Here is a 24,889-nt window from a genome sequence, read left to right on the forward strand (position 1 = left end):
ATCTTACACAAGGAAATGATAATAAAAAGTTAATAAAAATGACGAAAACATTCACTTTGAGTGATGCTTCTATGAACAGTACCTCTCTGAATTTGTTTAAAACGGTGGCGGAAACGGGCTCCATATCCGCTGCTGCACGCAGTCTGCACTGCGTTTCTTCGAATGTCACAACCCGCCTTAAACAGCTGGAAGCCAGCCTTGATGTCTCTCTGTTTGTGCGCGAGAAAAATCGACTCTACATTACCCCTGAGGGCGAGCTGCTTCTGCGCTACGCCAACAAAATTCTGGCGTTGTTAGAGGAAGCGGAATTGTCCATGCTGGGGACAAAAGTGGCGGGGCCATTGCGTATTGGTGCAATGGAAACGACCGCAGCGGTACGTCTCCCTTCGATACTGGCGAATTTCCACCGAGAAATGCCTTCCATTGAGTTAAACCTGAAAACCTCCCCTACTGAGACGCTGGTGCAACACATTCTGAACAATGAACTGGAAATCGCATTCGTTGCCGATCATCAGGGGCTGCATATGGAAAATTCGCCCCTGCAATCACACGTGTTATGTCAGGAAACGCTGGTACTGGTAACGGCGGCAGAGCACCAGAATGTCATTACTGGCGCTGACCTCCAGGTGACAAGGCCGCTGGTCTTTGTTAAAGGGTGTAACTATCGCTCCCGCCTGGGAGAATGGCTGCACCTACAGGGGGTCGATTACGCCGATCCTCTGGAATTTGGCTCTTTTCAGGCGATCCTTGGCTGTGTAAGTGCCGGGATGGGGATTGCGCTGTTGCCGGAAAGTGTTGTCAGACAGTATGAAAATAACTTCCCTATCCGAAGTCATACGATTACGCCACAGATAGGTAAAGTGAACACCATGATGATATGGCTAAAAAGCCGCGAAGTCAGCCGGGTACTTAATCGCTTTGTCTCGTTTATTACACAGGCTTAAGTGATTGCATCTGGTAACGCCAGGCAGACGGCAACCCAGTGTATTCATGGATGCTAAATATTTTATCCATAACAGGGGCAGGCAACTTCACACCGTTGATTAAAGTTATGTAAATGTAAATTATTTACACTTTGCAATGATTGTAATTGCTAGTGATTATCATTTATTGTACGCAGGCAAAAAAATGAGCCCCTGCTCGGGTCACTGTACGTTCCAATTACGCTGGGATATAAACGATGAATGCTCTGCCTCGCACTGGACTGCGCCGTATCACGCTTGCTTCTGCTCTGGTCCTCTCTGTCAGCCTGCCGGCTTTCGCTCAGGATGCGTTAACGCTGTATACCACCCGTGAACCGGGTCTGATTCAGCCCCTGCTGGATAGCTGGACGAAAACCAGCGGTATAAAAGTCAGCACGGTCTATATCAAGGACGGCATGCTTGAGCGTGTTAAAGCGGAAGGTAAAAACTCCCCTGCCGATCTGCTGATGACCGTTGACGCCGGGAACCTTATCGATTTAGTCGAGGCGGGTGTGACACAACCCGTGGAGTCAGAAGCACTGAAAGCGGCGATTCCGGCTAATCTCCGCGGTGCAGATAACCAGTGGTTTGCGCTGTCAATGCGTGCGCGTGTGTTGTACGCAGAGAAGTCGATGCCAATCGATAACTGGCATTACGAGCAACTCGCCAACCCTGAGTACAAAGGTAAAGTCTGTATCCGTTCCGGACAACACCCGTATAACACTGCATTGATTGCCGCCATGATCGCGCATCACGGTGAAGCAAAAACGGAAGAATGGCTGCGTGGCGTGAAAGCGAATCTGGCACGTAAAGCGACTGGCGGCGACCGTGACGTTGCCCGCGATATCCTCGGGGGTATTTGCGATATTGGCCTGGCGAACTCCTATTACGTCGGCCATATGAAAAATGCCAAAGAAGGCAGCGATGCACGTCAGTGGGGTGATGCAATTAAAGTCGTTAAACCAACCTTTGAAAATGGTGGCACGCACGTCAATATCAGCGGCGCTGCAGTAGCACGCTATGCCCCCAATAAAGCCGATGCCGTTAAGCTGATGGAATATCTGGTTTCCGCACCTGCCCAGCAACAGTACGCGAAAGCGAACTTCGAATACCCAGTACTGAAAGGTGTCACTCTCGACCCAGTGATCAACGCGACAATTGGTGAGATCGACGTCGATAAAATTCCGCTAACCGAAATCGTGAAATACCGTAAACAGGCAAGTCTGCTGGTAGATAAAGTTGGATTCGATCAATAAACTTCTGCAGTTTCCGACGTTACGCGGCCTGGTTTCCGGGCCGCAGTCATTATTAACGCCGTTGCACCTTGGGGCGCTTTGCATTGCGCTTGGCGTCCTGACTCCCATCATTGCGCTTATCTGGCAAGCTACCCAGTCGGATTTATCGCACTGGGACAATCTCATTACGTTTGTGCTACCTGCAGCATTAAAAAATACCGTGCTGCTGTTAGCCGGTGTTGCCGTGTTGGTTGGCGTGATTGGGGTAGGCAGCGCCTGGGCCGTCACAGCATGGGACTTTCCTGGACGTAAGATCCTCAGTTGGGCGTTGCTGCTGCCGCTGGCGATGCCAACCTACATCGTCGCCTTTGCCTGGCTCGATCTGCTGCATCCGATCGGCCCTCTGCAAACCTTTATCCGCTTCCTGCTGGGCTTTGACAGTCCACGACAGTTCCGGCTACCGGATTTGCGCTCGCTTGCCGGCGCGATTATTTTGCTCGGTTTAGTGCTCTACCCTTACGTCTATCTGACGACCCGCGCCACCTTTATCAGTCAGCCGGCCCATTTACTGGAGGCTGCCCGCACGCTGGGATGTAGCGCTACCGGGACGTTCTTCCGTGTCGCCCTGCCAATGGCGCGCCCGGCACTGGCTGTCGGCATCAGCCTGGCACTTCTGGAAACGCTCAACGATATTGGTGCATCGGAGTTCCTCGGCGTACAAACGCTAACCGTCACCGTCTACACTACGTGGATCTCTCGCTCTGATTTATCCGCCGCTGCACAAATCGCCTGCATGATGCTGATGTTTATCTTCTTCATTCTGACGCTGGAATTTTACGGACGCAGAAAGCAAGGATTCAGCAGCCGCAGCCTGCGGGAAATCCAACCTACTCGCGTGCACGGCTGGCGTGGCTGGCTACTTGGCGCTGTCATTTCGCTACCCGTTATATTGGGCTTTGTGGCCCCGGTTCTCTTTTTGATGTGGGAAAGTGCCAAACGCTTAGGGGACACGAGCCCACTGTCCGCCTCGTTGCTTTCAGCATTACAAAATACGCTCTTGCTGGCAGCAGGCACCACGCTGGTGGTGATTTGCGTCAGCTTGCTGGTCGCCTGGAGCGCACGCCATAGCGCGGCAGACAACGCGATGCCAGGCTTTCGTCGTGGCGTGATGCGTCTGGCCTCCCTCGGTTATGCGGTGCCCGGAACGATTCTGGCGATTGGTTTTTTGCCCCCAGCGATGGCTGTCGATCGTTGGCTGGCCGACTTACTGGATATTCGCGGGTTACCGCTGATGTCTGCCGGTATTTTGTTGGTCATTTGCTGCGCGATGCGCTTCCAGGCAATTGCCATCGGTGCACTGGACTCCGGTCTGGGCCGCATTCCGCCGTCGCTCGAACAGGCTTCACGCTTGCTCGGCGAAAACGGTGCCGGAACATTTGCCCGCGTTCATTTTCCGTTACTGCGTCCGGCATTAGTGAGCAGTGCATTGCTGGTTTTTGCCGATGCGATGAAAGAACTGCCAACAACGCTGCTGTTGCGCCCGGTAAATTTCGAAACACTGGCCACTCTGCTGTATGCAGAAGCCGCCCGCGGAACCTATGAAGAAGGCGCGATTGCCGCGCTGCTGATTGTTTTAGCAGGTACACTGCCCGTTATATTGTTGGTGCGTCACCAGATGACTCGCCGTGGTTAAGAGAGCAACAATGTCAGAAATCGCATTACGACTCCAGGACGTGCACGTTGCCTACGGCAACAGCCAGCAACCGGTCCTGACCGGATTCTCAATGTCGGTACGCAAAGGGGAAATTGCTTGTCTGCTTGGCGCTTCAGGCTGTGGGAAAACAACGGTGTTGCGTGCAGTTGCCGGTTTTGAACGACTGCAGTGTGGAGAAATCTATGTCTCAGAGCGGCGTATCGCTGGCCCCGGCGTTCATTTGCCACCGGAAAAACGTCATGTCGGCATGGTCTTTCAGGAATACGCCTTATTTCCCCATCTGACAGCGCAACAAAACGTGGCCTTCGGTTTACGGCGTATGCCACGCGAAGCGCAACAGGCCAGAGTGACAGAGCTGTTGAAAATGGTGGAATTACACAGTCATGCTAACCACTACCCCCATGAGCTTTCTGGCGGGCAGCAGCAGCGCATCGCGTTAGCCCGCGCGCTGGCGCCACACCCGGAAATTTTACTGCTGGATGAGCCCTTCTCCAGCCTGGATAAGCGCACACGCGAACGCCTTGGTAATGAGGTTCGGGATATTTTACGGGCTGCCGGCCAGACCGCACTGCTGGTTACCCACAGCGAGCATGAAGCTCAGTTGATGGCGGACCATATCGGTTTTGTGAAAATGGGTCAGTATCAGCTTAAAAAGGCGGCCCACCATAGCCAGGGCTAAGAAAGAGCCGCGTGGTGACATCGCTAATGTGTCTGCATCAGACTGATATTCACCGGCATCCCGGAACGGCGTTCCAGTGCCTGATTCCCACGATTTACATCCACGTCATTCCCGCTGATAAAAGTACGCAAAACGGGGGTGACGGGCAGCGGAACCTTTCTGTCAGATTCATATTCGGAGCGATTGCGGGACAGCGGTTCATGAACTTCAACCCAATGGCTACCGTCTGGCTCGGTGCTGAATTTTATCGGTCGGTCAATAATCTGAACACGCGTGCCAACCGGCACAGTATCAAACAGGTATTTGATGTCGTCATTACGCAGACGGATACAGCCCTGGCTCACGCGTAGCCCAATACCGAAGTTGGCATTAGTACCATGAATGGCGTACAACCTGCCGATATAGATAGCGTACAATCCCATCGGATTGTCTGGCCCGGCAGGCACAAACGCCGGTAAGCTTTCCCCACGAGCAGCATACTCCCGCCGGGTATTTGCCGTGGGCGTCCAGCTTGGTGCTTCCTGTTTACGTTCGACCGCCGTGACCCAGTTGCGCGGAGTTTCTCTTCCGGCCTGCCCAATACCAATAGGTAACACCTCTACCGTATTAGCACCCTTAGGGTAATAGTAGAGCCGCATTTCTGCGACGTTGATGACGATGCCTTCACGTACGGTATCAGGCAATATTAATTGTTGTGGCACCACCAGTGTGGAACCCGGCTTCGGCAGAAATACATCCACACCAGGATTGGCTTCGAGCATGTTGCTCAATCCCTGTCCATACTGTGCGGCAAAAGCCTCCAGGGGCTGAGTGTTACCAGCGGGAATTGTTATCGTCAGAGGGCTTCCCACCAGACGGCTGCCCTCAGGAGGCAATGGGTAGCTCACCGCCTGCGATCCCTGACTCGCGAGCAGCATAACAAAAGCACACAGCAGTTTTACACGACGCATCTTTTTCCTTTCCTTCGTCGCAACATATATCCGTTAAGTATAGCTTTTTTATCTGTTTTAGGGGGTTACGACGAGAATGCACATAAAAAGCCCCGCCATAAAGCGGGGGTCGTGAGCGGCTACGCTTCTTTGCCATCCGGTAATACAATATTACTGGCAGCTAACTGCCCCATATTGCTATACATCGCGCAGGCAGCTTCAACAATGGGCATCGCCAGCGCGGCACCACTGCCTTCGCCTAAACGCATTCCCATGTTGAGATACGGCTCCAGTTCCAGGTGCGCCAGTGCAGTACGAGCGCCCTTCTCGGCGGAGAAATGCGACGGGATCAGATAAGGTTTAATCTCCGGCGCTATCTGACAGGCAGCCAGTGCCGCTGAATAAGACAGGAAACCATCCAGAATGACCGGCAGACCACAAGACGCCGCACCTAACATCACCCCCGCCATACCGACAAGATCAAAACCACCTACTTTTGCCAGCACATCAATACCATCACGGCTGTCCGGCTGGTTGACGGCAATAGCCCGGCGAACAACATCAACTTTATTGCCTACCCTCGAGAGTGGAAGGTTAGCACCAATACCCACCACATCCTCTGCATCGCTACCAGTTAACACACTGACAATCGCCGCCGCCGGCGTGGTGTTTGCCATGCCAAGCTCACCGACGCCAAACAACGTCACACCATCATCCGCCAGCTCTCGGGTATACCGAATCACTTCCAGCAGCAGCTCTTCTGCCTGTGAGCGACGCATTGCCGGCCCTTGTGCAATATTGCCGCAACCGCGCGCTACGCGCATGTTCACTACGCCAGGAATGAGTTCAGCGTCAATTCCCACATCAATCACATGCACCTTTGCGCCAGCCTGAGCGGCCAGCACGCAGACACCGGTCGTTCCGCGCGTCATATTGGCCGCCTGAATCGCTGTAACGATCTTAGGCGAAACAGCAACACCTTCATCCCACACGCCGTGGTCGGCGCACATCACCAGCATCGCTTTCCCCCCGACATGCGGCACGCCTTTCAGGCCTGGCATACCGGCCAGTTGCACAGCGAGAGATTCGAGTCGCCCAAGGCTTCCCGGCGGCTTAAGCAGGCCATCAATATGTTGCTGCGCGCGCAACATTGCAGCGCTATCGGGTGAAGGGATCGCGTGAAGTAAAGAGGATAAAGTCTGCATAAGGGTTCCAGTATGTTGACTGACTCAAAGCAGAGCCAGCAGGAAAACCAACTCGCCAAGTTCAATGGCCGCACCCAGCGTATCGCCGGTTTGCCCACCTAACGTGCGTTTTAATAACTGCCCAAGAATGAAGATCGCCACCAACGTAACAACCAGTGCTGCCACACCGCGCATGCCCGGAAGCAGGACGGCCGCCAGGATCGCCGTGAACCCCAACGTGACACAGGTTTGTCGTCCGGTAACTTTGCCAATAAAGACATTTCCCAGCCCTTCTTCGCGGGCATAACGGTGTCGATACATCAGCAAAACAGCGCTACCCCGCCCAGCGACGCAGGCTGCAGCCAGTGCCGCCAGCATCGGCGTCCCGCGCAGCGCCAGTTCGCTCACCACCAGCACTTTGGCCAGTAGCACAAAGATCAGCGCCAGTCCGCCATGAGTCCCGAGTCGACTGTCGCGCATGATTTCCAGCATCCGTTCGCGTCGACGTGCAGAAAAAATGCCGTCACAGGTATCCGCCAGTCCATCAAGGTGAAAACCGCCGGTCAGCAGCGCCAGCGCCAGCACGGCAAACAGGGCGGCCAGAGGAATACCACACCAGGGTTGCAGCACCATAAAGACCAGTCCCGTCAGCCCACCCAGCACAACACCTATAAGGGGGAACATAACGATACCGCGTGAATAATGCTCGAAATCCAGCCCTTGCGACCAACGCGTTGGAACGGGCAAACGGCTGATAAAAGAGAGCATTGCCCAAAACAACTTACTCATTTAATTTTGACTCCAATTCCTGATACCACCAGCCAGACCTCATCCGCTGCCGCCGCCAGGCGTTGGTTAACACGTCCAGCAATATCGCGGAAATGCCGCGCCAGACGGTTCTCCGGAACGATCCCCATCCCCACTTCATTTGTCACCAAAACAACTGTAGCCGGACAGCGCTGACAGGCCTCAATCAGCGTACGGATCTCCGCCTCAATGGCGCGTTCCATTGCTGCGTAATCCCAGCCGTCAGGATCGCTGTCACCGCCAAGCGCAAACAACTGGTTGGTCACCATCGTGGTGATGCACTCCAGCAGAATGGCTTCCTGCGGATCGTTCGCCGCCGTGATCAGCTCATCAAGATGTTGCCAACGCTCAGCAGTACGCCAGTGCGCGGGACGCCCATCGCGATGGTGCTGAATACGTGCTGCCATCTCCTCATCAAAAATCTGCGATGTGGCGATATACAGCACCTGCGGGGAATCGGCAATTAACGCTTCCGCATGTCGACTTTTTCCGCTGCGGGCACCGCCCGTCACCAGAATCATCATACGGGCTCCCGGTGCTGTTGCATGATGGTATAAATTTTCTCAATATCGATGTGTTGCCGCATCGCATCCGCCAGCAGATCAAACTGCTGCGATTTATATTGCGCGTATTGGAAAGTGGAATCCAGCGCGGTTAGCCCTTTGCGTTCACGCAGACCGTTGACCAGCGCACGGGTGAATTCATCACTGTCAAACAGACCGTGCAGATAGGTGCCCAATACCAGTCCGTCTGAGCTCACCGCACCATCAGCCATAGCACCACCGTTTTTATGCAGCGTCATGACGGGCTGGCAATCTTCTGTTAATTGCGTTTCACCCATATGAATTTCATAACCGCGTACGGATAGCTCCGCAACACCCGCCAGCCAGTCCGGCAGCGTGGAAGACATCACCCCTGCCACCTGGGTCGTCGTTTTATGCTGGGCAAAATGGGTCACGATATTCAGCAGCCCGAGCCCCGGCAGCGTGCCGAGCCCTGACTCAACATCATCAATGATGGTGTCTCCGAGCATCTGATAGCCACCGCAAATTCCGATCACTGGTACGCGCTGACGGTGTAATTGCAACACGCCGTGGGCTATACCGCTCTCACGTAACCAGACCAGATCGCCCAACGTATTTTTACTGCCCGGTAGGATCACCAGATCGGCTCCCGCCAGCTCCTCCGGGTGGCGCACATAGCGCACACGAACATCCGGTTGAGCGGCAAGCGCGTTGAAGTCGGTAAAGTTTGAGATATGTGGCAGTTGGACTACGGCTATCTCTATATCTCGCTTATCCGTGCGTATGTACTTCCCTTTTTGCAGTGCGACGCCATCCTCGTCTTCGAGGTCTACATCCAGCCATGGCATCACGCCCAACACCGGAACGCCGGTCAGCGCCTCAATTTGTTCAATGCCGGAGTACAACAACGCCACATCACCGCGAAACTTGTTGATGATGACCCCTTTGACTCTGGCGCGTTCATGGTCGTGCAGCAGCGCCAGTGTGCCGTAAATGGAGGCAAATACCCCACCGCGATCGATATCCGCCACCAGAACGACCGGGCAGCGCGCCATCTCCGCCATCCCCATATTGACGATATCGCGATCGCGCAGGTTGATTTCAGCCGGGCTGCCCGCCCCTTCCAGCACGACAACGTCAAACTCCTGCGCCAGACTGTTATAAACTGAAATAATCTGTTCACGCAGCCGCGGTTTGTACTCGTGGTAACTGACCGCATCCATATCAGTTGCCACTTTGCCCATCAACACGACCTGTGCTTTACGATCGCTGGTCGGTTTAAGCAGCACAGGGTTCATACGCACATCCGGCGTTATCCCTGCCGCCTCCGCCTGAAATATTTGCGCGCGCCCCATCTCCTTTCCTTCCGGCGTAATGCCAGAGTTCAACGCCATGTTCTGCGATTTGAACGGCGCGGTACGCAACCCATCCTGATAAAAAATACGACACAGTCCGGCGACGAGCACGCTTTTGCCAACATCAGATGCCGTTCCCTGCAACATTATTGCCTGCGTCATGACGCCTCCTTCAGTGCGTTCTTTCGCATACAGCTAAAAAATTCAGCCTCTGTTTTACACAGCGGGAAACCCAGCTCGGTGTGCAATTTCACCAACCATGGCGGAGTTAACCCAGCTTGTTCAATAAGATCGGTACGGGCGAACACGTCACCCGGCGTACCGTGCGTCAGCACTTCTCCGCGACGTAAAACGTACACCGCATCGCTGACTTCATAGATGAGATCGATATCATGGCTGGAAATAACCACATGATTTCCTTGCGCCACGATGCGTTTGATAATCTCGATCATCTGCGTACGCCCTGATGGGTCGAGACCGGCGGTGGGTTCATCCAGTAACAAATACTGCGCTTGCAGCACCAGCGCCCCCGCAATCGCCACGCGCTTTTTTTGTCCGTGGCTGAGACACTGAATGGGCTGATGGCGAAAATGTTGAGCATCGACCAGCGTTAAGGCATCGTCCACCCGACGGGTAATTTCAGCCTCGTCCACGCCCAGATTACGCAGGCTAAACGCGATGTCACTATCGATATCGGTATAAAAGATTTGCTGATCGGGGTCCTGAAATACCGTTGCTACCTGCTGACGTAGCGCCAGCAGGCCGCGCTTGCTGTAATCCAGTGGTTTTCCTTGCCACATCACCGCCCCCTGTTGTGGGCGCAGTAAACCGCTCAGGTTCATAAACAGCGTGGACTTCCCGCAGCCATTGGCCCCCACCAGTCCGGTGACGGCATGTTGAGAAAAGTCCAGCGTTAACCCTTTGAGAATCGGGTCATCCTGGTAGCGAAACCAAAGCGCTGAGGTGGCAAGCATACTTTTCCTTACAGGTGAAAATCACCCTGATACAGTTTGATATCCAGTGTGGTGGTCATTTGCTGATAACGGATCAACACGCGGGTAAACAATAGTCCCACCAGCATCGCCAAAGAGCGATAGCCCAACGGCAAGCTACGATAACCAAAACGCAGCGTTTGTGCGCGATGAATGGCGAGTGCCTCGTCTAACAGGATAAAAATAAATCGCCAGGTCAGCAGAATCAGCTCGGTCATCAGTCGTGGAACACGTGCACGTTTGAGCAGAATAATTAACTGCGGAAACGGTAAATTCAGCACCAGCCAGAACGTAGCAGCCAGCGCCGCAAGGCTTCGCCAGAACGTTTCATTGGCTGTGTGAATGCCCGATGCGGTGATCCCCAGCCAGAAATTGCCCACGGGTACGCTGGCCAGTAAGGTATGCGGGTCGCGGCTGACGCTAAACAAAATCGTCACGACGCCCACCAGCAAAAAGCCAAACGGTAACGCCATCCAACGACACCAGCGCCAGAAAGAAACCCGCAGCAGCCAGCAACTGAGCGCCGCTATCAGCAACATCTCGATACCCTGCCCCAGCGGGGGCAGGGTAAAGGCCAGAACCATCATCACCAGCCAGAGCAAGAATTTTCGCTGCGGTGAGACATGAAACCAGCGACTCTGGTAGCTCAGCCTGTCAAGCCCGGTCATCACGGCGCTGCCTGCCCTTGGTATAACCCAGGATATAGAAAATCACGGCAGCCCCCAGCGAACCCTGTAGCGTAAACAGCAGGCTTTCAATTTCGCCGCTTGCAGGTTCATACAATGGCTGGAACCACGGCTCATAATGTGGCGCGATAGCCTGAATCTGGCTTTCCGCTTCACCGTCCGAACCGCCGTATTCTCCGCCGTGGTTGATGAAAAACGGCAGGACCACCAGCGCAACGACCATTCCTAATAAAATCAGCGTCTTTTTCATCGTTAATGTCCTTGTGCGGTAATCAACTGGCGTTTGGTTAACTGGTCATAAATCATCACGGTTAGCAGCCCCTCTGCGATCGCAATTGGAACCTGCGTCAGACAGAAAATACCCATGAATTTGATAATTGATCCCATCGCCCCCGCAGAGGGATCCGGGAAGGCGACGCCCAACTGCACAGAGGTGACGAAATAGGTAACGAGGTCTGCCAGCATGGCGCACAGGAAGACGCAAACATCACGACGCAACCCCGCGCGACAGGCCATCTTCCACACCATATACCCAACGACCGGGCCGATTACCGCCATCGACATCCCGTTCGCGCCAAGCGTTGTCAAACCGCCGTGGGCCAGTAACAGCGCCTGGAACAGCAAGACGATTGCCCCAAGAATAGCCACCACACCCGGTCCGAACAGGATAACAGCCAGCCCCACCCCTGTGGGATGTGAGCAGCTCCCGGTAACGGAAGGAATTTTTAGCGCCGACAGGACAAAAATGAAGGCGCCACACAGGGCCAGCAGGACTTTCTGGTGGTTATCTTCCTGCACGATTTGGCGCAGACGCACTAACCCGTACCACAGGCAAGGTAGAAACAGCAGCCACCAGGCCAGCGCCCACATCGGTGGCAAAAAGCCTTCCATAATGTGCATCGCAAACGCCTGCTCAGGAACAATCATCAGTAATAGTGCCGCAGCTAACCCGCTGAAAGACAGCTGTTTGAGCTGTTGTTCAAGCTTCATTGTGCATACTCCCACTGTTTATTAACCAGAATGGTTGAGAAATAAGGTAGCGGCTGATCGTCGCTCACTTCATTCAGATGGCGCCAGCACTGCTCACCTGGCAGCGTGGCTTCAGACATCATCAATGCACAGTCCAGCAAGCCTTCTTGTTGCAGCAGCGCTTTGATGCGCGCAAAACGACCGTACACCTTCATCAGCACCAGGCTGTCATGTTGTGTTAATGCGTGCTGGATTTCACTTTCCGGCGCGGTACAGGAGACCACCGCCAGGGACTGTTGCTCCATGGCAAGCGGCGTTTTTGAACGTGCTGCAATCGCGGCAAACGAGGTGACGCCGGGGACAATTTCTAACCAGTCTGGATGACCAATACGCTGGAGTAAAAAGATCCAGGTACTGAATAACATGGCATCGCCGAGGGTAATAAAACCAACCTGTTTACCCGCTTCCACTTCCTGTACCAACGCAGCAGCGACCTCATCCCAGACAGCCTCTTTTTCAGCACTATCGGCACTCATCGGGAAATGGCAGCAGCGAACTTCAGTTTGCTCACCGATATATTCACGTACGATCGACAACGCCAGACTATCGCCACCTTTTCGCCCGGCTGGTGCATAAAGAATATCCAGCGTCCCAAGGGTGCGTGCTGCACGCACGGTGACCAGATCGGCAGCACCGGGCCCGGTGCTCAGTGCATACAATTTGCCACTCATGCTGCTTCCTCCAGCGCTACGCTCAGCGCTTGCTGTAAATGGGCGACGAACATGGCACGAACCGCCGGATTCTCACCCAGACCACTGAGCCATGGCGTAGCCGGAATGCCTACTGCGTTAAACAACGTTTTCCACGAATCCTCTTCATCAGAGGCCATATCATTGATAGCGTGGTCGCCTGCAACCAGCATTAACGGCATAAGATGAACCGCCGTCACACCTTCCTGGCCTAAGCTTTCGATCAGCACCTCAACTTCCGGGTAGCTTTCTACTGCACCTACGCGAGCCGGGAAGCGCTGCGCTGTCATCATGTGATCGAGACAGGCATAAGCAGCAAAGGCGTGATGACTGGCACCGTGGCCCATAAACACGACTTTTTCACGCTCACCTAACTGCGGCATCTGCTGTTGCAGCGCCAGCATCAGTTGTGCGTAATCATCGTGACTGCTCAACAATGGCACCCCCAGCGTCAGACGTGAAAACAGCGGGCGCATACTTTGCACTTCACGAACAATTTTCTCGTATTCGTCACCATTAATGATGTGCAGCGACTGAATAGCCACATCCTGATACCCCTGCTCCGCCAGCTTTTGCAGCGCCTGCAGCGGCGTATCGATCTCAATACCGTCCCGCTGTTTGAGCTTGCGGATGATCATCCCGGAGGTAAATGCCCTGAACAGATCACGGTCGGGACAACTGGCCGCAAGATCGCGCTCACAAGCCACAATATTCTTCTCACAAGTGTCGTGATAGCTGGTGCCAAAGCTGACCACCAGAAGCGCCTTTTTCATCTCTTACTCCTTAAGCAGCGGCCAGCCAGCGCGTTAAACGCGCCCCAAATGCGGCCTGACTTTCCAGTAATTCTTCTCCCGTCACCAACGGTGCCGGGCGTGTAATCACGATGCAGGGAATACCTGCATCCAGACAGGGCTGAACTTTTTCCTGATAACCCCCTTCCGCGCCTGACGCTTTGGTGATCATCACATCCGCCCGACACTGGCGATAAAACGCGGCATTGAACTCGGCGCTAAACGGCCCACACAGTGCGAAGATTTCGCCCACACCAAACCCCAGATCCGCGCACTGTTGAATCACCTCTGGCACAGGCAGTACGCGTGCCAGCAGCGTTTTTTCAGGCAAGCCTGCACGCCAGATAGCCAAATCTTTACTGCCGGTTGTCAGCAACACGCGTTCGCCAAAACGACGTGCTGTTTCACATGCTTGCTGGATGCTCTGTACGGTGTGCAGATGCGGGTGAGTTAAATCACTCAACTGTTCAGGTCGCTGATAGCGGCTCAACAACACGCCGGCCGCTTCACAGGCGTTCATGATGTTGCGGCTCACCACCTCGGCATAAGGATGTGACGCATCAATCACCCAGCGCGTCCTGTTTTCCTGCAACCAGGCAATCATTTGTTCGCGTTCCAGACGCCCGCAGCGAACCTGACCTTTGATGTCACCTGCCAGTTGCTTACCTGTCGGCGTCGCCACCGACAGGGTGTACGCGACATTTGCCGCATCCAGTTGCTGGCACAGCATGCGCGCATCGCTGGTGCCGCCCATAACCAGCACATCACCGTAATTCACAGCACATAACCCCGTGGTGTAATCATCAGCCCATCCTGTACATAGGTGGTTTTGTTGCCGACAATCACCAGACTGGTCATATCCACCGGTTCAAAATCCATATCACCGAGCGTAGTCAGCCATTTCTCCTGTTTTTTACGACCGGCCGACTTCACGATACCTACTGGTGTTTGTGCGCTCTTGCTGGCGGAAAGCAGTTCAAATGCACGCGCCAGATGTCCTTCACGACCGCGACTGCGCGGGTTGTAGAAACAGATAACGAAGTCAGCTTCACCTGCAGCAATAATACGTTTTTCAATTACCGGCCACGGCGTTAACAGGTCACTCAGGCTGATATGGCAAAAATCGTGCATCAGCGGTGCGCCAAGCAATGAGGCGGCGGCAATACTTGCCGTCATCCCAGGGATCAGCCGAACCTCAACATCCAGCTTTTGCTTGCTGACCAGCTCAAGTACCAGCCCGGCCATACCGTAAATTCCGGCGTCGCCGCTGCTAATCAGCGCCACGTTGTGGCCAGCCTGCGCCAGTTCGATTGCGGCCTGGCAGCGTTCAATCTCTTTGCACATCCCGGTTTTGATCACCTGCTTATCGCCAGTGAACGCTTTTACCAGATGGGTGTAGGTTTTATAGCCAACAATGATTTCCGCCGCCTGGAGCGCTTCAACGGCTTCCATGGTCATCATTGCCTGCGAGCCAGGGCCAATTCCAATTACGCTTAACATCAGTGTGAAACTCCCAAAGTGATCGTGACGCCCTGTTCGCGCAGGGTCTCGCCTAACAGTTGTCCGTGGCTCAGCAGCCAGGCTGCAGGACCGGAAACGCTTCCTGTACCCACCGTTTTGCGTACAAACGATGAGGCCGGAAAACGGTGTTCATGCTCACGCAGCGCGTCAGCGGTAAAGGTTTCGAAAGGCACGCGGCAACAGGAGGCCAGCTGGATAAGCCCCTGTTCGTCTTTTTTCAGCGTGATGCTGCCAATTGCTTTTAACGCCAGTGGGTCGAAGCGTTGGGCTTCGAGTTGGCGTGCCAGCAGCGCAGCTAACAGTGGGAACGGCGTATCCCGACGACAGCCAATTCCGGCAACCACTCGCTGCGGTACCAGCTTCCAGTGCACAACGGGCAGTTCAGGCAGATTGTTGCGCAAGGTAATACAAATCAGCGCATCCAGTTCAGGCAGCTGATTGAGATCGGTCACCGTGATAAATCCACGGCGGTCGCAATGGCTGACGTCCTGTGCCAGTTCGTCGTCCCACCACAGACCAACCCGTTTGTTGCTGACCAGCATCTGGTTAACGATTTTGACCGCCGAGCGGAAATCATTCATACGGGCATTTAACTGAAACGCTAGTGTGTCCAGCGCCGCCATATCGTTAACATCCGTCGCGGTGGTAATGACCGGGTCAGCCCCCAGCATTCCCGCCAGATAACGCGCCAGTGCGTTAGCGCCCCCCGCATGACCGGAGAGCAGGCTTATGACATGCTGGGCACGTTCATCAATGACCACTACCGCCGGATCGCAAAATTTGTCATTGACCAGCGGAGCCAGCACACGCACGGCAATGCCGGTTGCACCGATAAAAATCAGCGCTGAGTAATTCGCAAACGCATCACGCGCGGTGTTAGCAAAACCGTTGTCGAAAGGAATAAATCCCTCCTCCAGCAGTTTTTCACTGGTGAAACAGGTTACCGGCAACATCGCCGCCAGACGTTTAGCAAGCACAACGCCGCCGGGGGTCAGGCAAAATAGCGCGAGTGATTCAGGCTTTACGGTATTCATGGCTAAAATCCGCCGCATAGAGTTTGGAGTAGTGATACTCCGAGCCCAGGAAGTTACCGACCAGAATGAGCGCCGTTTTACGGATCCCTGCGTCGCGAACTTTGTCGCCAATATCTGCCAGGGTACCGCGCACGGTCTGACTTTCCGGCCAGGTTGCTTTGTAGATCACCGCCACTGGTGTGGCCGCCGGGTAACCGCCTTCAATCAGACGCTCAGCAACCCGGTGGATACGTTGGACGGAAAGATAAATCGCCATCGATGTCTGGTGACTGGCAAACGACTCCAGTTGTTCACGTTCCGGTACCGGCGTGCGACCTTCCAGACGGGTAATGATGAGACTCTGCGACACTTCCGGTACGGTATACTCGACGCCCAACTCCGCAGCCGCACCCAGGAATGCGCTAACGCCAGGCACCACCTGCCAGTCGATCCCGCGTTTGGTCAGCTCTTCGCCTTGCTCACGCACAGAGCCATACAAGGAAACATCACCGGTTTGCAGACGCACGACGGTTTTACCGGCTTTCACACCCGCTTCCATCAGATCAAGGATCTGCTCCAGATGCAGTTCGGCGCTGTCATGACATTCCGCTCCGGCCGGGCAATATTCCAGTAATTCAGTGTTAATCAGCGATCCGGCATAGATAACCACCTGTGCCTGCTGGAGCAACCGGTAACCTTTGAGGGTAATCAGCTCGCGATCGCCAGGACCTGCGCCAACAAACCACACACTACGGGGATCAAAAATCTCAGACATGGGTTCCTTCCTTCTGACAGGCGATAACAAATACGGGGTTATTCGGTTTGAAATAGTGACCACTACCCAGCGTGGCAAGTGAGGAAACCTGCAGTTGCAGGCAATCCACACCCTGAATGCCAAGGTGGTCCAGATGAGCCAGAGCGGTGTTCAGGTTTTCCTGAAGGATAAATGTCATCACCAGTCGCCCTGCGGGATGTAACTGACGCATTGACCAGTCGATCAGATCGGTCAGATGGCCGCCGCTACCGCCCATGAAAATGGCATCGGCTTTTTCCGCAATCGTCATCGGCGCGATACCGGGAAAAATATCGATGTTTGCACAGGCAAAATGCTGACGGTTTTCGTCCAGCAGCCTGAGTGCATCCGGATTACGCTCGATCGCCGTGATACGCAGCCCCGGATATTGCAACGCCGCCTCAATCGACACGCTGCCGGTTCCCGCGCCGATATCAATCAGATGGCTGGCGCGGTGTAATTCAAGTTTTGAGAGGGCGAGTGCACGTACCGCTTCTTTGGTCATCGGCACTTTCTCTCCACGTAGAAAAAGCTCATCTTTCATCGAGGATCACCACTGCATTCATGTCATAGTCGGCTGTAATTTCGCTCACAGGCAGGCAGTGGATACGCTCATTGTCCATCGCCAGGTTTTCACCAATCACCATCCAGCGATGTCCTTTGCCTCTGGCCACCAACTGCTGCGCAATTTCACGCGGGCCACACAGCGCATCGGTCACCATCGCAACCTTGTTGTGTCGCGCCAGTTCATCAAAACAGACACTGCGACCGTGGCTACTGGTGAGCCACATGTCGTTCATATCAATACCAGCTTGTGCACACAGATACTGAACGGCGCTAATACCGGGAATAATGCGCACATTTTCAATACCAAAATGCGCCACCATCCGCGTGCCAATGCCGTAGAACAGCGGGTCGCCTGAGGCCAGTACCACCACGTTTCGCGCCTGATGTTCGCCTATCCAGTTCAATAGCTCCGGAATATTGGCGCCAAGAGCAAACCGTTCACCGGCAAAATCCGGGAACTGCTGCAGATGCCGCTTACCACCGACCAGCACATCAGCCTTTGCAACCGCGTCGCGCGCCACCGGCGTCATCAAATGCAACCCAGCGGGTCCCATCCCAACAACAGTTAACATTCCATCTCCTCTGCGATCTCCGCGACCGGACGATTGCTGCCGAGGACCTGATTATCAAAAGAGAACATGATGGCGTCGCAGGTCGGGGGGTTTTTCGTAAAACGCAGGGTTTGCAGGACGCGCATACAAATACGCTTCGCCAAATGGTTGTAAATGTGTTGAAAACCGTATGCTTCGATATGTTCCATCGCAGCTTCGGTCGTGTCACAGTCGCTGACCAGCGTCAGCAGTTCCAACGGTGCGCCAAGTAATGCGAGGTGAGCCACCAGCGTTTCCATGCGGGCATCAGCGATATGACTGTGGGTATGAAAGATCCCTGCCGCGATTTTGATAAGTTTGCCGGGGTGGCCCACCAGCACGATCTGGCGGAATCCCAGGCGCACCGCTTCTTCAATCATGTAACCGACAAAGTTGCTCATAGTGACCACAACCTGTGTGTCGATCCCCATCTGTTCACGCACAAAACGTTCGCCGTGATTACCCGGTACCAGTACGACGCGATCCAGCCCTGCCGCGCGTTTGATCTCCAGCTCCAGCGATAGCGAACGTTTCCAGCTCTCTTCCGACATCGGCGTAACAATACCCGTGGTACCAATGATCGAAATACCGCCCAGAATCCCCAGGCGCGAGTTGTAGGTTTTTTGCGCCCTTTCTTCACCTTCAGGCGCAAAAATCTCAATGTTTGCCCCGCGATTTGGTCCAATCGCTTCACGTACTGCGGACTCAATGGTCTGACGAGGTGTCCGGTTAATCGCCGAACTGCCCACCGGCAAACCAATCCCTTTACGGGTCACCGTCCCGACACCTTCACCGCCCTGTAAGACAATTTCTTTGCTATCGTCTAACGTCACGCGAGCAAAGATCAGCATCCCATGCGTGGCGTCCACATCATCACCACCATCTTTGCGGATGGCGGCAATCGCCTGTTGCCCTTCGATATGCGGTGACTCCACGTTCAGGCATAACGTCACCCCGGAAGGCGTCACAATGGAAACCTGATGGATCAGATGCTGGCGCAGCACCATTAACGCAGCGACTTTTGCCGCCGCCGTCGCGCACGATCCCGTAGTGTACCCTTTACGCAGCGCTTTACCGTTGTGCCACACTGGCGTATCGAAGGACTGGTCGCTCATCGCGCCCCCTGCATGTGATAAAGCATGGCGTTGACGATAGCGGCAGCGACGTTACTGCCGCCTTTGCGACCTAATGCGGCAATGGCGGGCAGATGACTTTGTGTCAGTGCGTCTTTCGACTCCGCTGCGCCAACAAATCCTACCGGTACGCCAACCACACCGCTGACAGGTGCATCATGTTCCAGCAGTCGGAACAACGCGGTTGGCGCGTTGCCAAAGACAAACAGTTTTTCGCCTTCTTCCTTCACGGCAATGTCGACAGCAGCCATTGAACGCGTGATCCCCTGTTCTTTTGCTGCCCGCACCACGCGTGGGTCGCTGATGTAACAGCGGCATTCGCCACCAAATTTTGCCAGCAGGGTTTTGTTGATCCCGGAAAGCGCCATCGTGGTATCGGTATAAATCACGCTCGGGCGACTCAATGCTGCGCAAAACTGTTCCAGTACACCGCTGGAAAACCACAGAATGTCCAGCCAGTCGAAATCCGCGGTTGTGTGGATCACCCGCTTGATGATGGCTTCATGCAACGGACTGGCAAACTGATAATCCGGGCGGGTTTCACTGATAATCTCACCAATGATGTCGAAACTTTTGGCCTCAATCGCTTGAGGTTGCTGGATATAGTGCATTTTGTTGTCCTCAGGCGACACCGACCCACAGCCAGCGCAGCGCAATAAAAAGCGCCAGTGCCAGGGTCGATGCTACCCACATCAATCGAATCGTTTGGGAAATGTCGTCTACAGAAATGTCTCGTTGTTGATCGCCAATCCACGGTTTCTCAACGCGCTCGCCGAAGTAGTCATTGGGTCCCCCCAGGCGAATACCTAATGCGCCGGCCACAGCAGCTTCCGACCACGCGCAGTTTGGGCTGCTATGGTTGTAGCGATCACGCCAGCCAATCTGCAAAGCGCGTGCGCCGTCCTGGCGGCATAAAAACGCTGCCACACCCAGCAGCAACCAGCTCAGTCTTGCCGGAATAAAGTTAGCGACATCGTCCAGACGGGCGCTGACCATGCCGATAGCACGGTATTTTTCATGTTTGTACCCCACCATTGAATCGAGGGTATTCACCGCTTTGTAGGCCATCGCCAGCGGCGCACCGCCCAGTAAGAGAAAGAACAGCGGCGCGATGATGCCGTCAACGGTGTTTTCCGCCACGGTTTCCACCACGGCGCGGTTGATCTGTTTTGGTTGCAGCTGTGAGGTATCACGTCCCACAATCCAGGAGAGTTTTTCCCGGCTTTCGGCGAGATTATTGGCACGCAATGGACGCTCAACATCCAGCGCAGCATTCGCCAGACAACGCCCCGCCAGCACGGTAAAGATCATCCACACCTCTACGCCCCATCCCAGCCACGGATGAATGGAATTCGCTAGCGTCAGCACTCCCCAGGAAACGCCCCATGTCACACCAACCACCACGATCCACATCACGGCACCACCGATTCTCAGCGTGCTATCACGATGGCAATAACGCCGAATGACTCGCTGGACTGCGGAGATAAGGTTGCCAATCCAGCGCACCGGGTGAGGCCAGTTCTGCGGATCGCCAATGATAAAATCCAGCAGCCAGGCAACGCACCATGCAAGTATCGTCATAGCGCGTTCCTCGCAGCGGCCAGCCAGTGATTGAGCATTTCGGGGCGCTGGGCAAAATGAACGTGCAGGTAGCTGGCGAAGGTATTTCCGACCTGCCATCCGCCTGACCAGGCCTGCAGCGTTTTGCCATCACGCACCTTGCGGCAACTCATCACCGCCGGAGTTTCAGGGGTAAAATCGGAATAGTGGAATTCATGCCCGCGCAGGACTTCACCGGTCGTTGCCAGCAATGTTTGCTGTGTGGCTTGTGCCTCGCAGTAGCCAAACCGGGTCAGTCGTTTGCCCATTTTGCTGTGCCCAGGAATGATATCCGCCATTAGCCAGCGATCGCCGTTGCTGTCCTCCAGCGAGCTACCGAGATACATCAACCCTCCGCACTCTGCATAAATAGCGACGCCACGCTGATGTGCCGCTCGCAGTTGCTCCAGCATGGTGACATTACGGGCCAGAGCCGCAGCATGCAGTTCCGGATATCCACCGCCTAACCAAATCATCTGACAGTCCGGTAAACAGGTATCGTGCAGCGGGCTAAAACGAACAATGTTGAGGCCTGTACGCGCCAGTAACGTAATGTTATCCGGATAATAAAAGTTGAACGCCTCGTCATCAGCAATGGCCAGGGTTAACCCTGCGCCTGCGTCTGCAGCAGGCAGTGCGGGCCATTCACCAACAGGAAGGTTGTCTGACGCGCTTAAGGCCAGCAGCGCGTCGATATCCAGCGTCTGTTCCAGCGTCGCGGCAAAATCCTGCCACGGCTGCTGGTTGATAACTGACTCACGAGCGGTAACCAGACCCAGATGACGCTCAGGGAGCGCGACGCCCTCCATGCGAGGAACATAGCCCAATACAGGCACGGAGCAATAACGCTCAATCGCAACTTTGAGTAGCTGGTAATGTGTTTCGCTGTTGACCCGATTAACAATCACGCCTGCAATGTTCAGACTGGGATCAAAATGCTGGAATCCCATCACCGTGGCGGCTATCGAAGTAGAAACAGCCTTACCATCAACCAGCAAAATGACCGGGCAACCCAACTGTTTCGCCATCGCCGCAGTACTGCAGTAATCAGGGTCTGTGCCATAGCCGTCATATAACCCCATAACGCCTTCGATAACGGCAATATCCGCGTGCTGCATCTGCTCGCAAAATAGGGCATTCAGTGTAGAGGTGGGTAGCATGAAGCTATCAAGATTGCGGGAAGCCGTACCGCATACCGCGGTGTGCCAGCCAGTATCAAGGTAATCAGGACCGACTTTGCATGGCTGGACGCGTAAACCGCGCTTTTTCATCAGGCTCAACAAGCCCAGCGTTACCGTGGTTTTGCCACAGCCGCTACCGGTACCTGCAAGAACAAATGCGTGAAAACTGGCCGCCATACCCTGATCCTGTTCAGGGTGGTAGGGGTGTATAGATACCCAGTCTCTCGACTGTATGCATCTGCGCAACCCACTTCCCACCGAAGTTGTTGGTAGTCACCGACAGGCAGGTCTTCTGGCTTAGCGTCGTCCTCGCCCGTCCTTCCCAATCTTGCGATCAGTGGTCTATACGGGGTCGTCAGCATCACAGCAGCGGGGGCTGCGGGGGATTCTCACCCCCTTCCCTACCACAAATGTGGCAAACCTGTCAGTTCAAGAGCCGATTTAATTTGGCTCTGTGTCTTGAGGCAAATTCACGACCTCATGACAATAATTCAATTTAATATCTTGCCGGGTACATTCAACCAATGTTATGGCCTCAACCCGTTTATTCATATGTTCATTTTTTGAATGAAAGCGTCATTAAAGAATAAAGAAAGTCTTTCACACAGACACTGTATCTCATCACAAAAATAAAAACTGGTGCAGTTTATCCCTCAAATACTATTATTTTGTTGCGCTATGACAATTTATTGACTGCTGTAGTTATTTTTCATTTTATAATGACTGACATAGCATAAGATATCAAAAATCGGCAATAGCAAATTATTGCTATTTAAGCTGTCTCTTCAGATGAGATGACATTTATTTGCTGACGGAAAGCCTGCGGCGTAACCTGGTACGTTTGACGGAAAACTTTGCAAAAATAACTGGTTTGTGAGAAGCCTAAATTTCGCGCGATACTGGCAATGCTCCAGTCGCTATGACAAAGTAACTCTTTGGCACTCGCCATTCGCTGTTGATTTACCCATGCGTTAAATCCTATCCCCTGATATTTTTTGAACAATTTGCTGAAATAGTAAGGGCTGAGATAAACATGAGAGGCAACATCTTCCAGACGAAGCTCGTCCGATAAATGCGCATCAATATAACGCAAGGCTTTCTTCATTTTACTGTCATGAGGGTTCGGACTACGATTAGCCCGCACCGGCTCTGACTGTTGCGGATTGTCTTTAATCACGACGAAATTCAGTTGTTTTTTAAGACAATTTTCTACAATGAGCTTTAGCAAATCAGCAGAGGCAATAACCCGCGAATAGTCCATTTCCGGTACATTACGAAATTCACTCACCAGTTCAGGATCGGCTTGCCAACGGTCGTCCACGTTCAGAATATCCACCAGCCCCACGTCATTACTTAAGCGCACCTGACCACATAAGACAAACCCTACCAGATGTCCCGCAATGACCAGCGGAATGGAGAAGTCGGTAAGTCCGGCATGGCAGCGATAAATGCAAGGTTGATCGGATTTTGAAGCTTCCAGTCCCCCACAGCGATCGCTCATACGACATCGCGTACTATGTTGAGGATGCTGGCGCATCAACTGGCAAAAAGGGGTGAAATTAAAAAGCTCAGAAATTTCATCACCGTGAATATTGACAACCACAACAGCCAGACTGGTGGCCTGCGCAAAATCCTGTGCGATTTTATTAATGAGTTCTGAGTTCAGGGCACTCGCAGAAATCATGATAAAACCTCTCAGTTAATTTATTGTTATAAATAAAACATGTTATTTACATCCGCTTTTCATCTCACTATCCAAAGCAATGATAAAAGGCGTATTCGAACATAACAAAAGTCTCCCATTCTTGGGAGACTTTTTAAGCGGTTCAGGAAACCTGATCACGAAAACAGTTATTACATTTCAAAAATAAACATTTTCCGTGAAGCTAACGCTCATTTTCCTCCAGCTTACAGCTATTACACGGTAAGTTTTTGCCAATAAAGTAACGATAAATTGCTGCCCCCGCACAAGCACCAATGATAGGTGCCACGATCGGGACAATAAAGTAAGGAATATCACGCCCCCCAGTCATCGCGACATCCCCCCATCCCGCCATCCATGCGAACAATTTAGGCCCAAAATCACGAGCCGGATTCATGGCAAATCCGGTAAGCGGCCCGGTAGAAGCCCCAAGAACAGCAACCAGAATACCGATCAGTAGTGGTGCTAACGGCCCCCGGGGAATCCCATTGCCATCATCGGTGAGCGCCATGATCATTCCCATCAGAATAGAGGTAATCACAACTTCCACCAGTGCAGCCTGCCAGACGCTGAGTGCAGCGGCAGGATAAGTACTAAATATGCTGGCAAGCTGCAAACTTTCGAGGCTGCCCCGCACCATGTGGTGGGCGGTTTCGTACTCGATAAACAAACTGCCATACAACAAATAGGCGAGCAGAGCGCCACCAAAGGCACCAGCCACCTGAGCAATGGAGTACGGCAACACTTTACGGCCAGGAAAACAGGCAAACAGCCACAGTGCGATAGTAATAGCGGGATTGAGATGTGCACCCGAGATCCCTGCAGTCAGATAAACTGCCAGTGAGATCCCCAGCCCCCATATAATGCAGATTTCCCACAACCCTAAACTGGCACCGGCTACTTTCAGGGCGCTCAGGCATCCAATGCCAAAAAACAAAAATAACCCGGTACCCAAAAACTCGGCAATGCATTGCGCTTTTAGTGAATCGTTCATTGTGACACCTTCTAAGCAGAGTTCGTGTCTTTACCAGCGGTCTCCTTGCTGGCTCGTAGAATACTTCGAGACTTACTATAAAAAGCGGTGTCGGCAAATTGTTGGCAACCTGAAGGCTGTATGTGCGTCAAAATCGTGTTGTGATAGCAAATTCTTGTCATCATCTTTATAAAAACACGCCGCCGAATGGGCCGAATTCTTATTAAATGCATATTTATAA

The 24,889-nt window shown here is 53.6% G+C and carries 27 protein-coding genes and 1 riboswitch; of the genes, 4 read left to right on the top strand and 23 right to left on the bottom strand.

Features of this window, described 5'->3' with window-relative positions; genetic code table 11:
- Positions 1-71: 71 nt before the first annotated feature.
- The 4 genes from NNO02_RS16625 (at position 72) to NNO02_RS16640 (ending at position 4,590) form a co-directional block, all read left to right on the top strand.
- Positions 72-944 (top strand): LysR family transcriptional regulator, encoded by an 873-nt coding sequence (locus tag NNO02_RS16625; RefSeq protein WP_271455286.1) that lies wholly within the window; start codon positions 72-74, stop codon positions 942-944.
- A 236-nt stretch (positions 945-1,180) separates the two neighbouring features.
- Positions 1,181-2,218: an extracellular solute-binding protein gene (locus NNO02_RS16630; RefSeq protein ID WP_271455287.1), complete on the top strand. Its 1,038-nt coding sequence runs from the start codon at positions 1,181-1,183 to the stop codon at positions 2,216-2,218.
- Complete coding sequence (locus NNO02_RS16635) at positions 2,202-3,890, top strand: ABC transporter permease (protein WP_271441839.1); 1,689 nt, start codon at positions 2,202-2,204, stop codon at positions 3,888-3,890. Before NNO02_RS16630 ends, NNO02_RS16635 begins: the two co-directional genes overlap by 17 nt.
- A 10-nt stretch (positions 3,891-3,900) precedes the next feature.
- Positions 3,901-4,590 carry an ABC transporter ATP-binding protein gene (locus tag NNO02_RS16640; RefSeq protein ID WP_271455288.1) on the top strand — a complete coding sequence of 230 codons (690 nt, stop codon included), beginning with the start codon at positions 3,901-3,903 and terminating at the stop codon, positions 4,588-4,590.
- Between the two features lie 23 nt (positions 4,591-4,613).
- Here the strand turns inward: NNO02_RS16640 and ldtA are convergent, their stop codons facing one another.
- The 23 genes from ldtA to pduF form a co-directional block, all read right to left on the bottom strand.
- Entirely contained in the window at positions 4,614-5,540 is a 927-nt protein-coding gene (gene ldtA / locus NNO02_RS16645) for a L,D-transpeptidase (protein ID WP_271455289.1), read from the bottom strand.
- A gap of 119 nt (positions 5,541-5,659) precedes the next feature.
- Entirely contained in the window at positions 5,660-6,724 is a 1,065-nt protein-coding gene (cobT, locus tag NNO02_RS16650; RefSeq protein WP_040231946.1) for a nicotinate-nucleotide--dimethylbenzimidazole phosphoribosyltransferase, read from the bottom strand.
- Positions 6,725-6,748: 24 nt separating this feature from the next.
- Positions 6,749-7,492, bottom strand: coding sequence for an adenosylcobinamide-GDP ribazoletransferase (gene cobS, locus NNO02_RS16655; protein ID WP_271441836.1), 744 nt, complete (start codon positions 7,490-7,492; stop codon positions 6,749-6,751).
- On the bottom strand, positions 7,489-8,034 hold the full coding sequence (gene cobU / locus NNO02_RS16660; protein ID WP_271455290.1) for a bifunctional adenosylcobinamide kinase/adenosylcobinamide-phosphate guanylyltransferase: 546 nt from the start codon (positions 8,032-8,034) through the stop codon (positions 7,489-7,491). Before cobU ends, cobS begins: the two co-directional genes overlap by 4 nt.
- Complete coding sequence (locus tag NNO02_RS16665) at positions 8,031-9,551, bottom strand: cobyric acid synthase (RefSeq protein WP_271455291.1); 1,521 nt, start codon at positions 9,549-9,551, stop codon at positions 8,031-8,033. The genes cobU and NNO02_RS16665 overlap by 4 nt, the downstream gene beginning before the upstream one ends.
- The gene (locus NNO02_RS16670; protein WP_271448960.1) at positions 9,548-10,363 is read right to left on the bottom strand and encodes an energy-coupling factor ABC transporter ATP-binding protein; all 816 of its coding nucleotides are present in this window, start codon (positions 10,361-10,363) and stop codon (positions 9,548-9,550) included. Before NNO02_RS16670 ends, NNO02_RS16665 begins: the two co-directional genes overlap by 4 nt.
- An 8-nt stretch (positions 10,364-10,371) precedes the next feature.
- The gene (locus NNO02_RS16675; protein WP_271455297.1) at positions 10,372-11,049 is read right to left on the bottom strand and encodes an energy-coupling factor ABC transporter transmembrane protein; all 678 of its coding nucleotides are present in this window, start codon (positions 11,047-11,049) and stop codon (positions 10,372-10,374) included.
- Complete coding sequence (locus NNO02_RS16680) at positions 11,036-11,317, bottom strand: energy-coupling factor ABC transporter substrate-binding protein (protein ID WP_137382353.1); 282 nt, start codon at positions 11,315-11,317, stop codon at positions 11,036-11,038. The genes NNO02_RS16675 and NNO02_RS16680 overlap by 14 nt, the downstream gene beginning before the upstream one ends.
- Positions 11,318-11,319: 2 nt before the next feature.
- A complete protein-coding gene (gene cbiM, locus NNO02_RS16685) occupies positions 11,320-12,057 on the bottom strand; it encodes a cobalt ECF transporter S component CbiM (RefSeq protein ID WP_137382354.1) in 738 nt (245 codons plus the stop codon).
- A complete protein-coding gene (locus NNO02_RS16690; protein WP_271455292.1) occupies positions 12,054-12,767 on the bottom strand; it encodes a cobalt-factor II C(20)-methyltransferase in 714 nt (237 codons plus the stop codon). Before NNO02_RS16690 ends, cbiM begins: the two co-directional genes overlap by 4 nt.
- Positions 12,764-13,558 (bottom strand): sirohydrochlorin cobaltochelatase, encoded by a 795-nt coding sequence (cbiK, locus tag NNO02_RS16695; protein WP_271455293.1) that lies wholly within the window; start codon positions 13,556-13,558, stop codon positions 12,764-12,766. The genes NNO02_RS16690 and cbiK overlap by 4 nt, the downstream gene beginning before the upstream one ends.
- A gap of 10 nt (positions 13,559-13,568) precedes the next feature.
- On the bottom strand, positions 13,569-14,354 hold the full coding sequence (locus NNO02_RS16700; protein WP_202038918.1) for a cobalt-precorrin-6A reductase: 786 nt from the start codon (positions 14,352-14,354) through the stop codon (positions 13,569-13,571).
- Positions 14,351-15,076 (bottom strand): precorrin-3B C(17)-methyltransferase, encoded by a 726-nt coding sequence (locus NNO02_RS16705; RefSeq protein ID WP_048211983.1) that lies wholly within the window; start codon positions 15,074-15,076, stop codon positions 14,351-14,353. Before NNO02_RS16705 ends, NNO02_RS16700 begins: the two co-directional genes overlap by 4 nt.
- Positions 15,076-16,131 (bottom strand): cobalt-precorrin 5A hydrolase, encoded by a 1,056-nt coding sequence (cbiG, locus tag NNO02_RS16710; protein WP_271448963.1) that lies wholly within the window; start codon positions 16,129-16,131, stop codon positions 15,076-15,078. Before cbiG ends, NNO02_RS16705 begins: the two co-directional genes overlap by 1 nt.
- Entirely contained in the window at positions 16,112-16,885 is a 774-nt protein-coding gene (locus NNO02_RS16715) for a cobalt-precorrin-4 methyltransferase (RefSeq protein WP_005123046.1), read from the bottom strand. Before NNO02_RS16715 ends, cbiG begins: the two co-directional genes overlap by 20 nt.
- The gene (locus NNO02_RS16720; protein WP_137382360.1) at positions 16,878-17,447 is read right to left on the bottom strand and encodes a decarboxylating cobalt-precorrin-6B (C(15))-methyltransferase; all 570 of its coding nucleotides are present in this window, start codon (positions 17,445-17,447) and stop codon (positions 16,878-16,880) included. The genes NNO02_RS16715 and NNO02_RS16720 overlap by 8 nt, the downstream gene beginning before the upstream one ends.
- Entirely contained in the window at positions 17,437-18,042 is a 606-nt protein-coding gene (locus tag NNO02_RS16725; protein ID WP_271455294.1) for a cobalt-precorrin-7 (C(5))-methyltransferase, read from the bottom strand. Before NNO02_RS16725 ends, NNO02_RS16720 begins: the two co-directional genes overlap by 11 nt.
- Positions 18,036-19,175: a cobalt-precorrin-5B (C(1))-methyltransferase CbiD gene (cbiD, locus tag NNO02_RS16730; RefSeq protein WP_137382362.1), complete on the bottom strand. Its 1,140-nt coding sequence runs from the start codon at positions 19,173-19,175 to the stop codon at positions 18,036-18,038. The genes NNO02_RS16725 and cbiD overlap by 7 nt, the downstream gene beginning before the upstream one ends.
- The gene (locus tag NNO02_RS16735; protein WP_271448965.1) at positions 19,172-19,804 is read right to left on the bottom strand and encodes a cobalt-precorrin-8 methylmutase; all 633 of its coding nucleotides are present in this window, start codon (positions 19,802-19,804) and stop codon (positions 19,172-19,174) included. Before NNO02_RS16735 ends, cbiD begins: the two co-directional genes overlap by 4 nt.
- A 10-nt stretch (positions 19,805-19,814) precedes the next feature.
- Positions 19,815-20,774, bottom strand: coding sequence for an adenosylcobinamide-phosphate synthase CbiB (gene cbiB, locus NNO02_RS16740; protein WP_271455295.1), 960 nt, complete (start codon positions 20,772-20,774; stop codon positions 19,815-19,817).
- Entirely contained in the window at positions 20,771-22,150 is a 1,380-nt protein-coding gene (locus NNO02_RS16745) for a cobyrinate a,c-diamide synthase (RefSeq protein WP_271455296.1), read from the bottom strand. The genes cbiB and NNO02_RS16745 overlap by 4 nt, the downstream gene beginning before the upstream one ends.
- Positions 22,151-22,238: 88 nt before the next feature.
- A riboswitch (cobalamin riboswitch) is annotated at positions 22,239-22,413 on the bottom strand.
- A 332-nt stretch (positions 22,414-22,745) separates the two neighbouring features.
- Positions 22,746-23,657, bottom strand: coding sequence for a transcriptional regulator PocR (gene pocR, locus NNO02_RS16750; protein ID WP_005123057.1), 912 nt, complete (start codon positions 23,655-23,657; stop codon positions 22,746-22,748).
- 202 nt (positions 23,658-23,859) lie between these two features.
- The gene (gene pduF / locus NNO02_RS16755) at positions 23,860-24,669 is read right to left on the bottom strand and encodes a propanediol diffusion facilitator PduF (RefSeq protein WP_048211992.1); all 810 of its coding nucleotides are present in this window, start codon (positions 24,667-24,669) and stop codon (positions 23,860-23,862) included.
- Positions 24,670-24,889: the final 220 nt, after the last annotated feature.

The sequence above is a fragment of the Citrobacter sp. Awk 2 genome, assembly GCF_028069815.1.
Taxonomy (GTDB): Bacteria; Pseudomonadota; Gammaproteobacteria; order Enterobacterales; family Enterobacteriaceae; genus Citrobacter.

Coding starts and splice junctions, on each gene's coding strand:
- NNO02_RS16625 (WP_271455286.1), top strand. CDS start 72: ATGAACAGTACCTCTCTGAATTTGTTTAAAACGGTGGCGGAAACGGGC.
- NNO02_RS16630 (WP_271455287.1), top strand. CDS start 1,181: ATGAATGCTCTGCCTCGCACTGGACTGCGCCGTATCACGCTTGCTTCT.
- NNO02_RS16640 (WP_271455288.1), top strand. CDS start 3,901: ATGTCAGAAATCGCATTACGACTCCAGGACGTGCACGTTGCCTACGGC.
- ldtA (WP_271455289.1), bottom strand. CDS start 5,540: ATGCGTCGTGTAAAACTGCTGTGTGCTTTTGTTATGCTGCTCGCGAGT.
- cobT (WP_040231946.1), bottom strand. CDS start 6,724: ATGCAGACTTTATCCTCTTTACTTCACGCGATCCCTTCACCCGATAGC.
- cobS (WP_271441836.1), bottom strand. CDS start 7,492: ATGAGTAAGTTGTTTTGGGCAATGCTCTCTTTTATCAGCCGTTTGCCC.
- cobU (WP_271455290.1), bottom strand. CDS start 8,034: ATGATGATTCTGGTGACGGGCGGTGCCCGCAGCGGAAAAAGTCGACAT.
- NNO02_RS16665 (WP_271455291.1), bottom strand. CDS start 9,551: ATGACGCAGGCAATAATGTTGCAGGGAACGGCATCTGATGTTGGCAAA.
- NNO02_RS16670 (WP_271448960.1), bottom strand. CDS start 10,363: ATGCTTGCCACCTCAGCGCTTTGGTTTCGCTACCAGGATGACCCGATT.
- NNO02_RS16675 (WP_271455297.1), bottom strand. CDS start 11,049: ATGACCGGGCTTGACAGGCTGAGCTACCAGAGTCGCTGGTTTCATGTC.
- NNO02_RS16680 (WP_137382353.1), bottom strand. CDS start 11,317: ATGAAAAAGACGCTGATTTTATTAGGAATGGTCGTTGCGCTGGTGGTC.
- cbiM (WP_137382354.1), bottom strand. CDS start 12,057: ATGAAGCTTGAACAACAGCTCAAACAGCTGTCTTTCAGCGGGTTAGCT.
- NNO02_RS16690 (WP_271455292.1), bottom strand. CDS start 12,767: ATGAGTGGCAAATTGTATGCACTGAGCACCGGGCCCGGTGCTGCCGAT.
- cbiK (WP_271455293.1), bottom strand. CDS start 13,558: ATGAAAAAGGCGCTTCTGGTGGTCAGCTTTGGCACCAGCTATCACGAC.
- NNO02_RS16705 (WP_048211983.1), bottom strand. CDS start 15,076: ATGTTAAGCGTAATTGGAATTGGCCCTGGCTCGCAGGCAATGATGACC.
- cbiG (WP_271448963.1), bottom strand. CDS start 16,131: ATGAATACCGTAAAGCCTGAATCACTCGCGCTATTTTGCCTGACCCCC.
- NNO02_RS16715 (WP_005123046.1), bottom strand. CDS start 16,885: ATGTCTGAGATTTTTGATCCCCGTAGTGTGTGGTTTGTTGGCGCAGGT.
- NNO02_RS16720 (WP_137382360.1), bottom strand. CDS start 17,447: ATGAAAGATGAGCTTTTTCTACGTGGAGAGAAAGTGCCGATGACCAAA.
- NNO02_RS16725 (WP_271455294.1), bottom strand. CDS start 18,042: ATGTTAACTGTTGTTGGGATGGGACCCGCTGGGTTGCATTTGATGACG.
- cbiD (WP_137382362.1), bottom strand. CDS start 19,175: ATGAGCGACCAGTCCTTCGATACGCCAGTGTGGCACAACGGTAAAGCG.
- NNO02_RS16735 (WP_271448965.1), bottom strand. CDS start 19,804: ATGCACTATATCCAGCAACCTCAAGCGATTGAGGCCAAAAGTTTCGAC.
- cbiB (WP_271455295.1), bottom strand. CDS start 20,774: ATGACGATACTTGCATGGTGCGTTGCCTGGCTGCTGGATTTTATCATT.
- NNO02_RS16745 (WP_271455296.1), bottom strand. CDS start 22,150: ATGGCGGCCAGTTTTCACGCATTTGTTCTTGCAGGTACCGGTAGCGGC.
- pocR (WP_005123057.1), bottom strand. CDS start 23,657: ATGATTTCTGCGAGTGCCCTGAACTCAGAACTCATTAATAAAATCGCA.
- pduF (WP_048211992.1), bottom strand. CDS start 24,669: ATGAACGATTCACTAAAAGCGCAATGCATTGCCGAGTTTTTGGGTACC.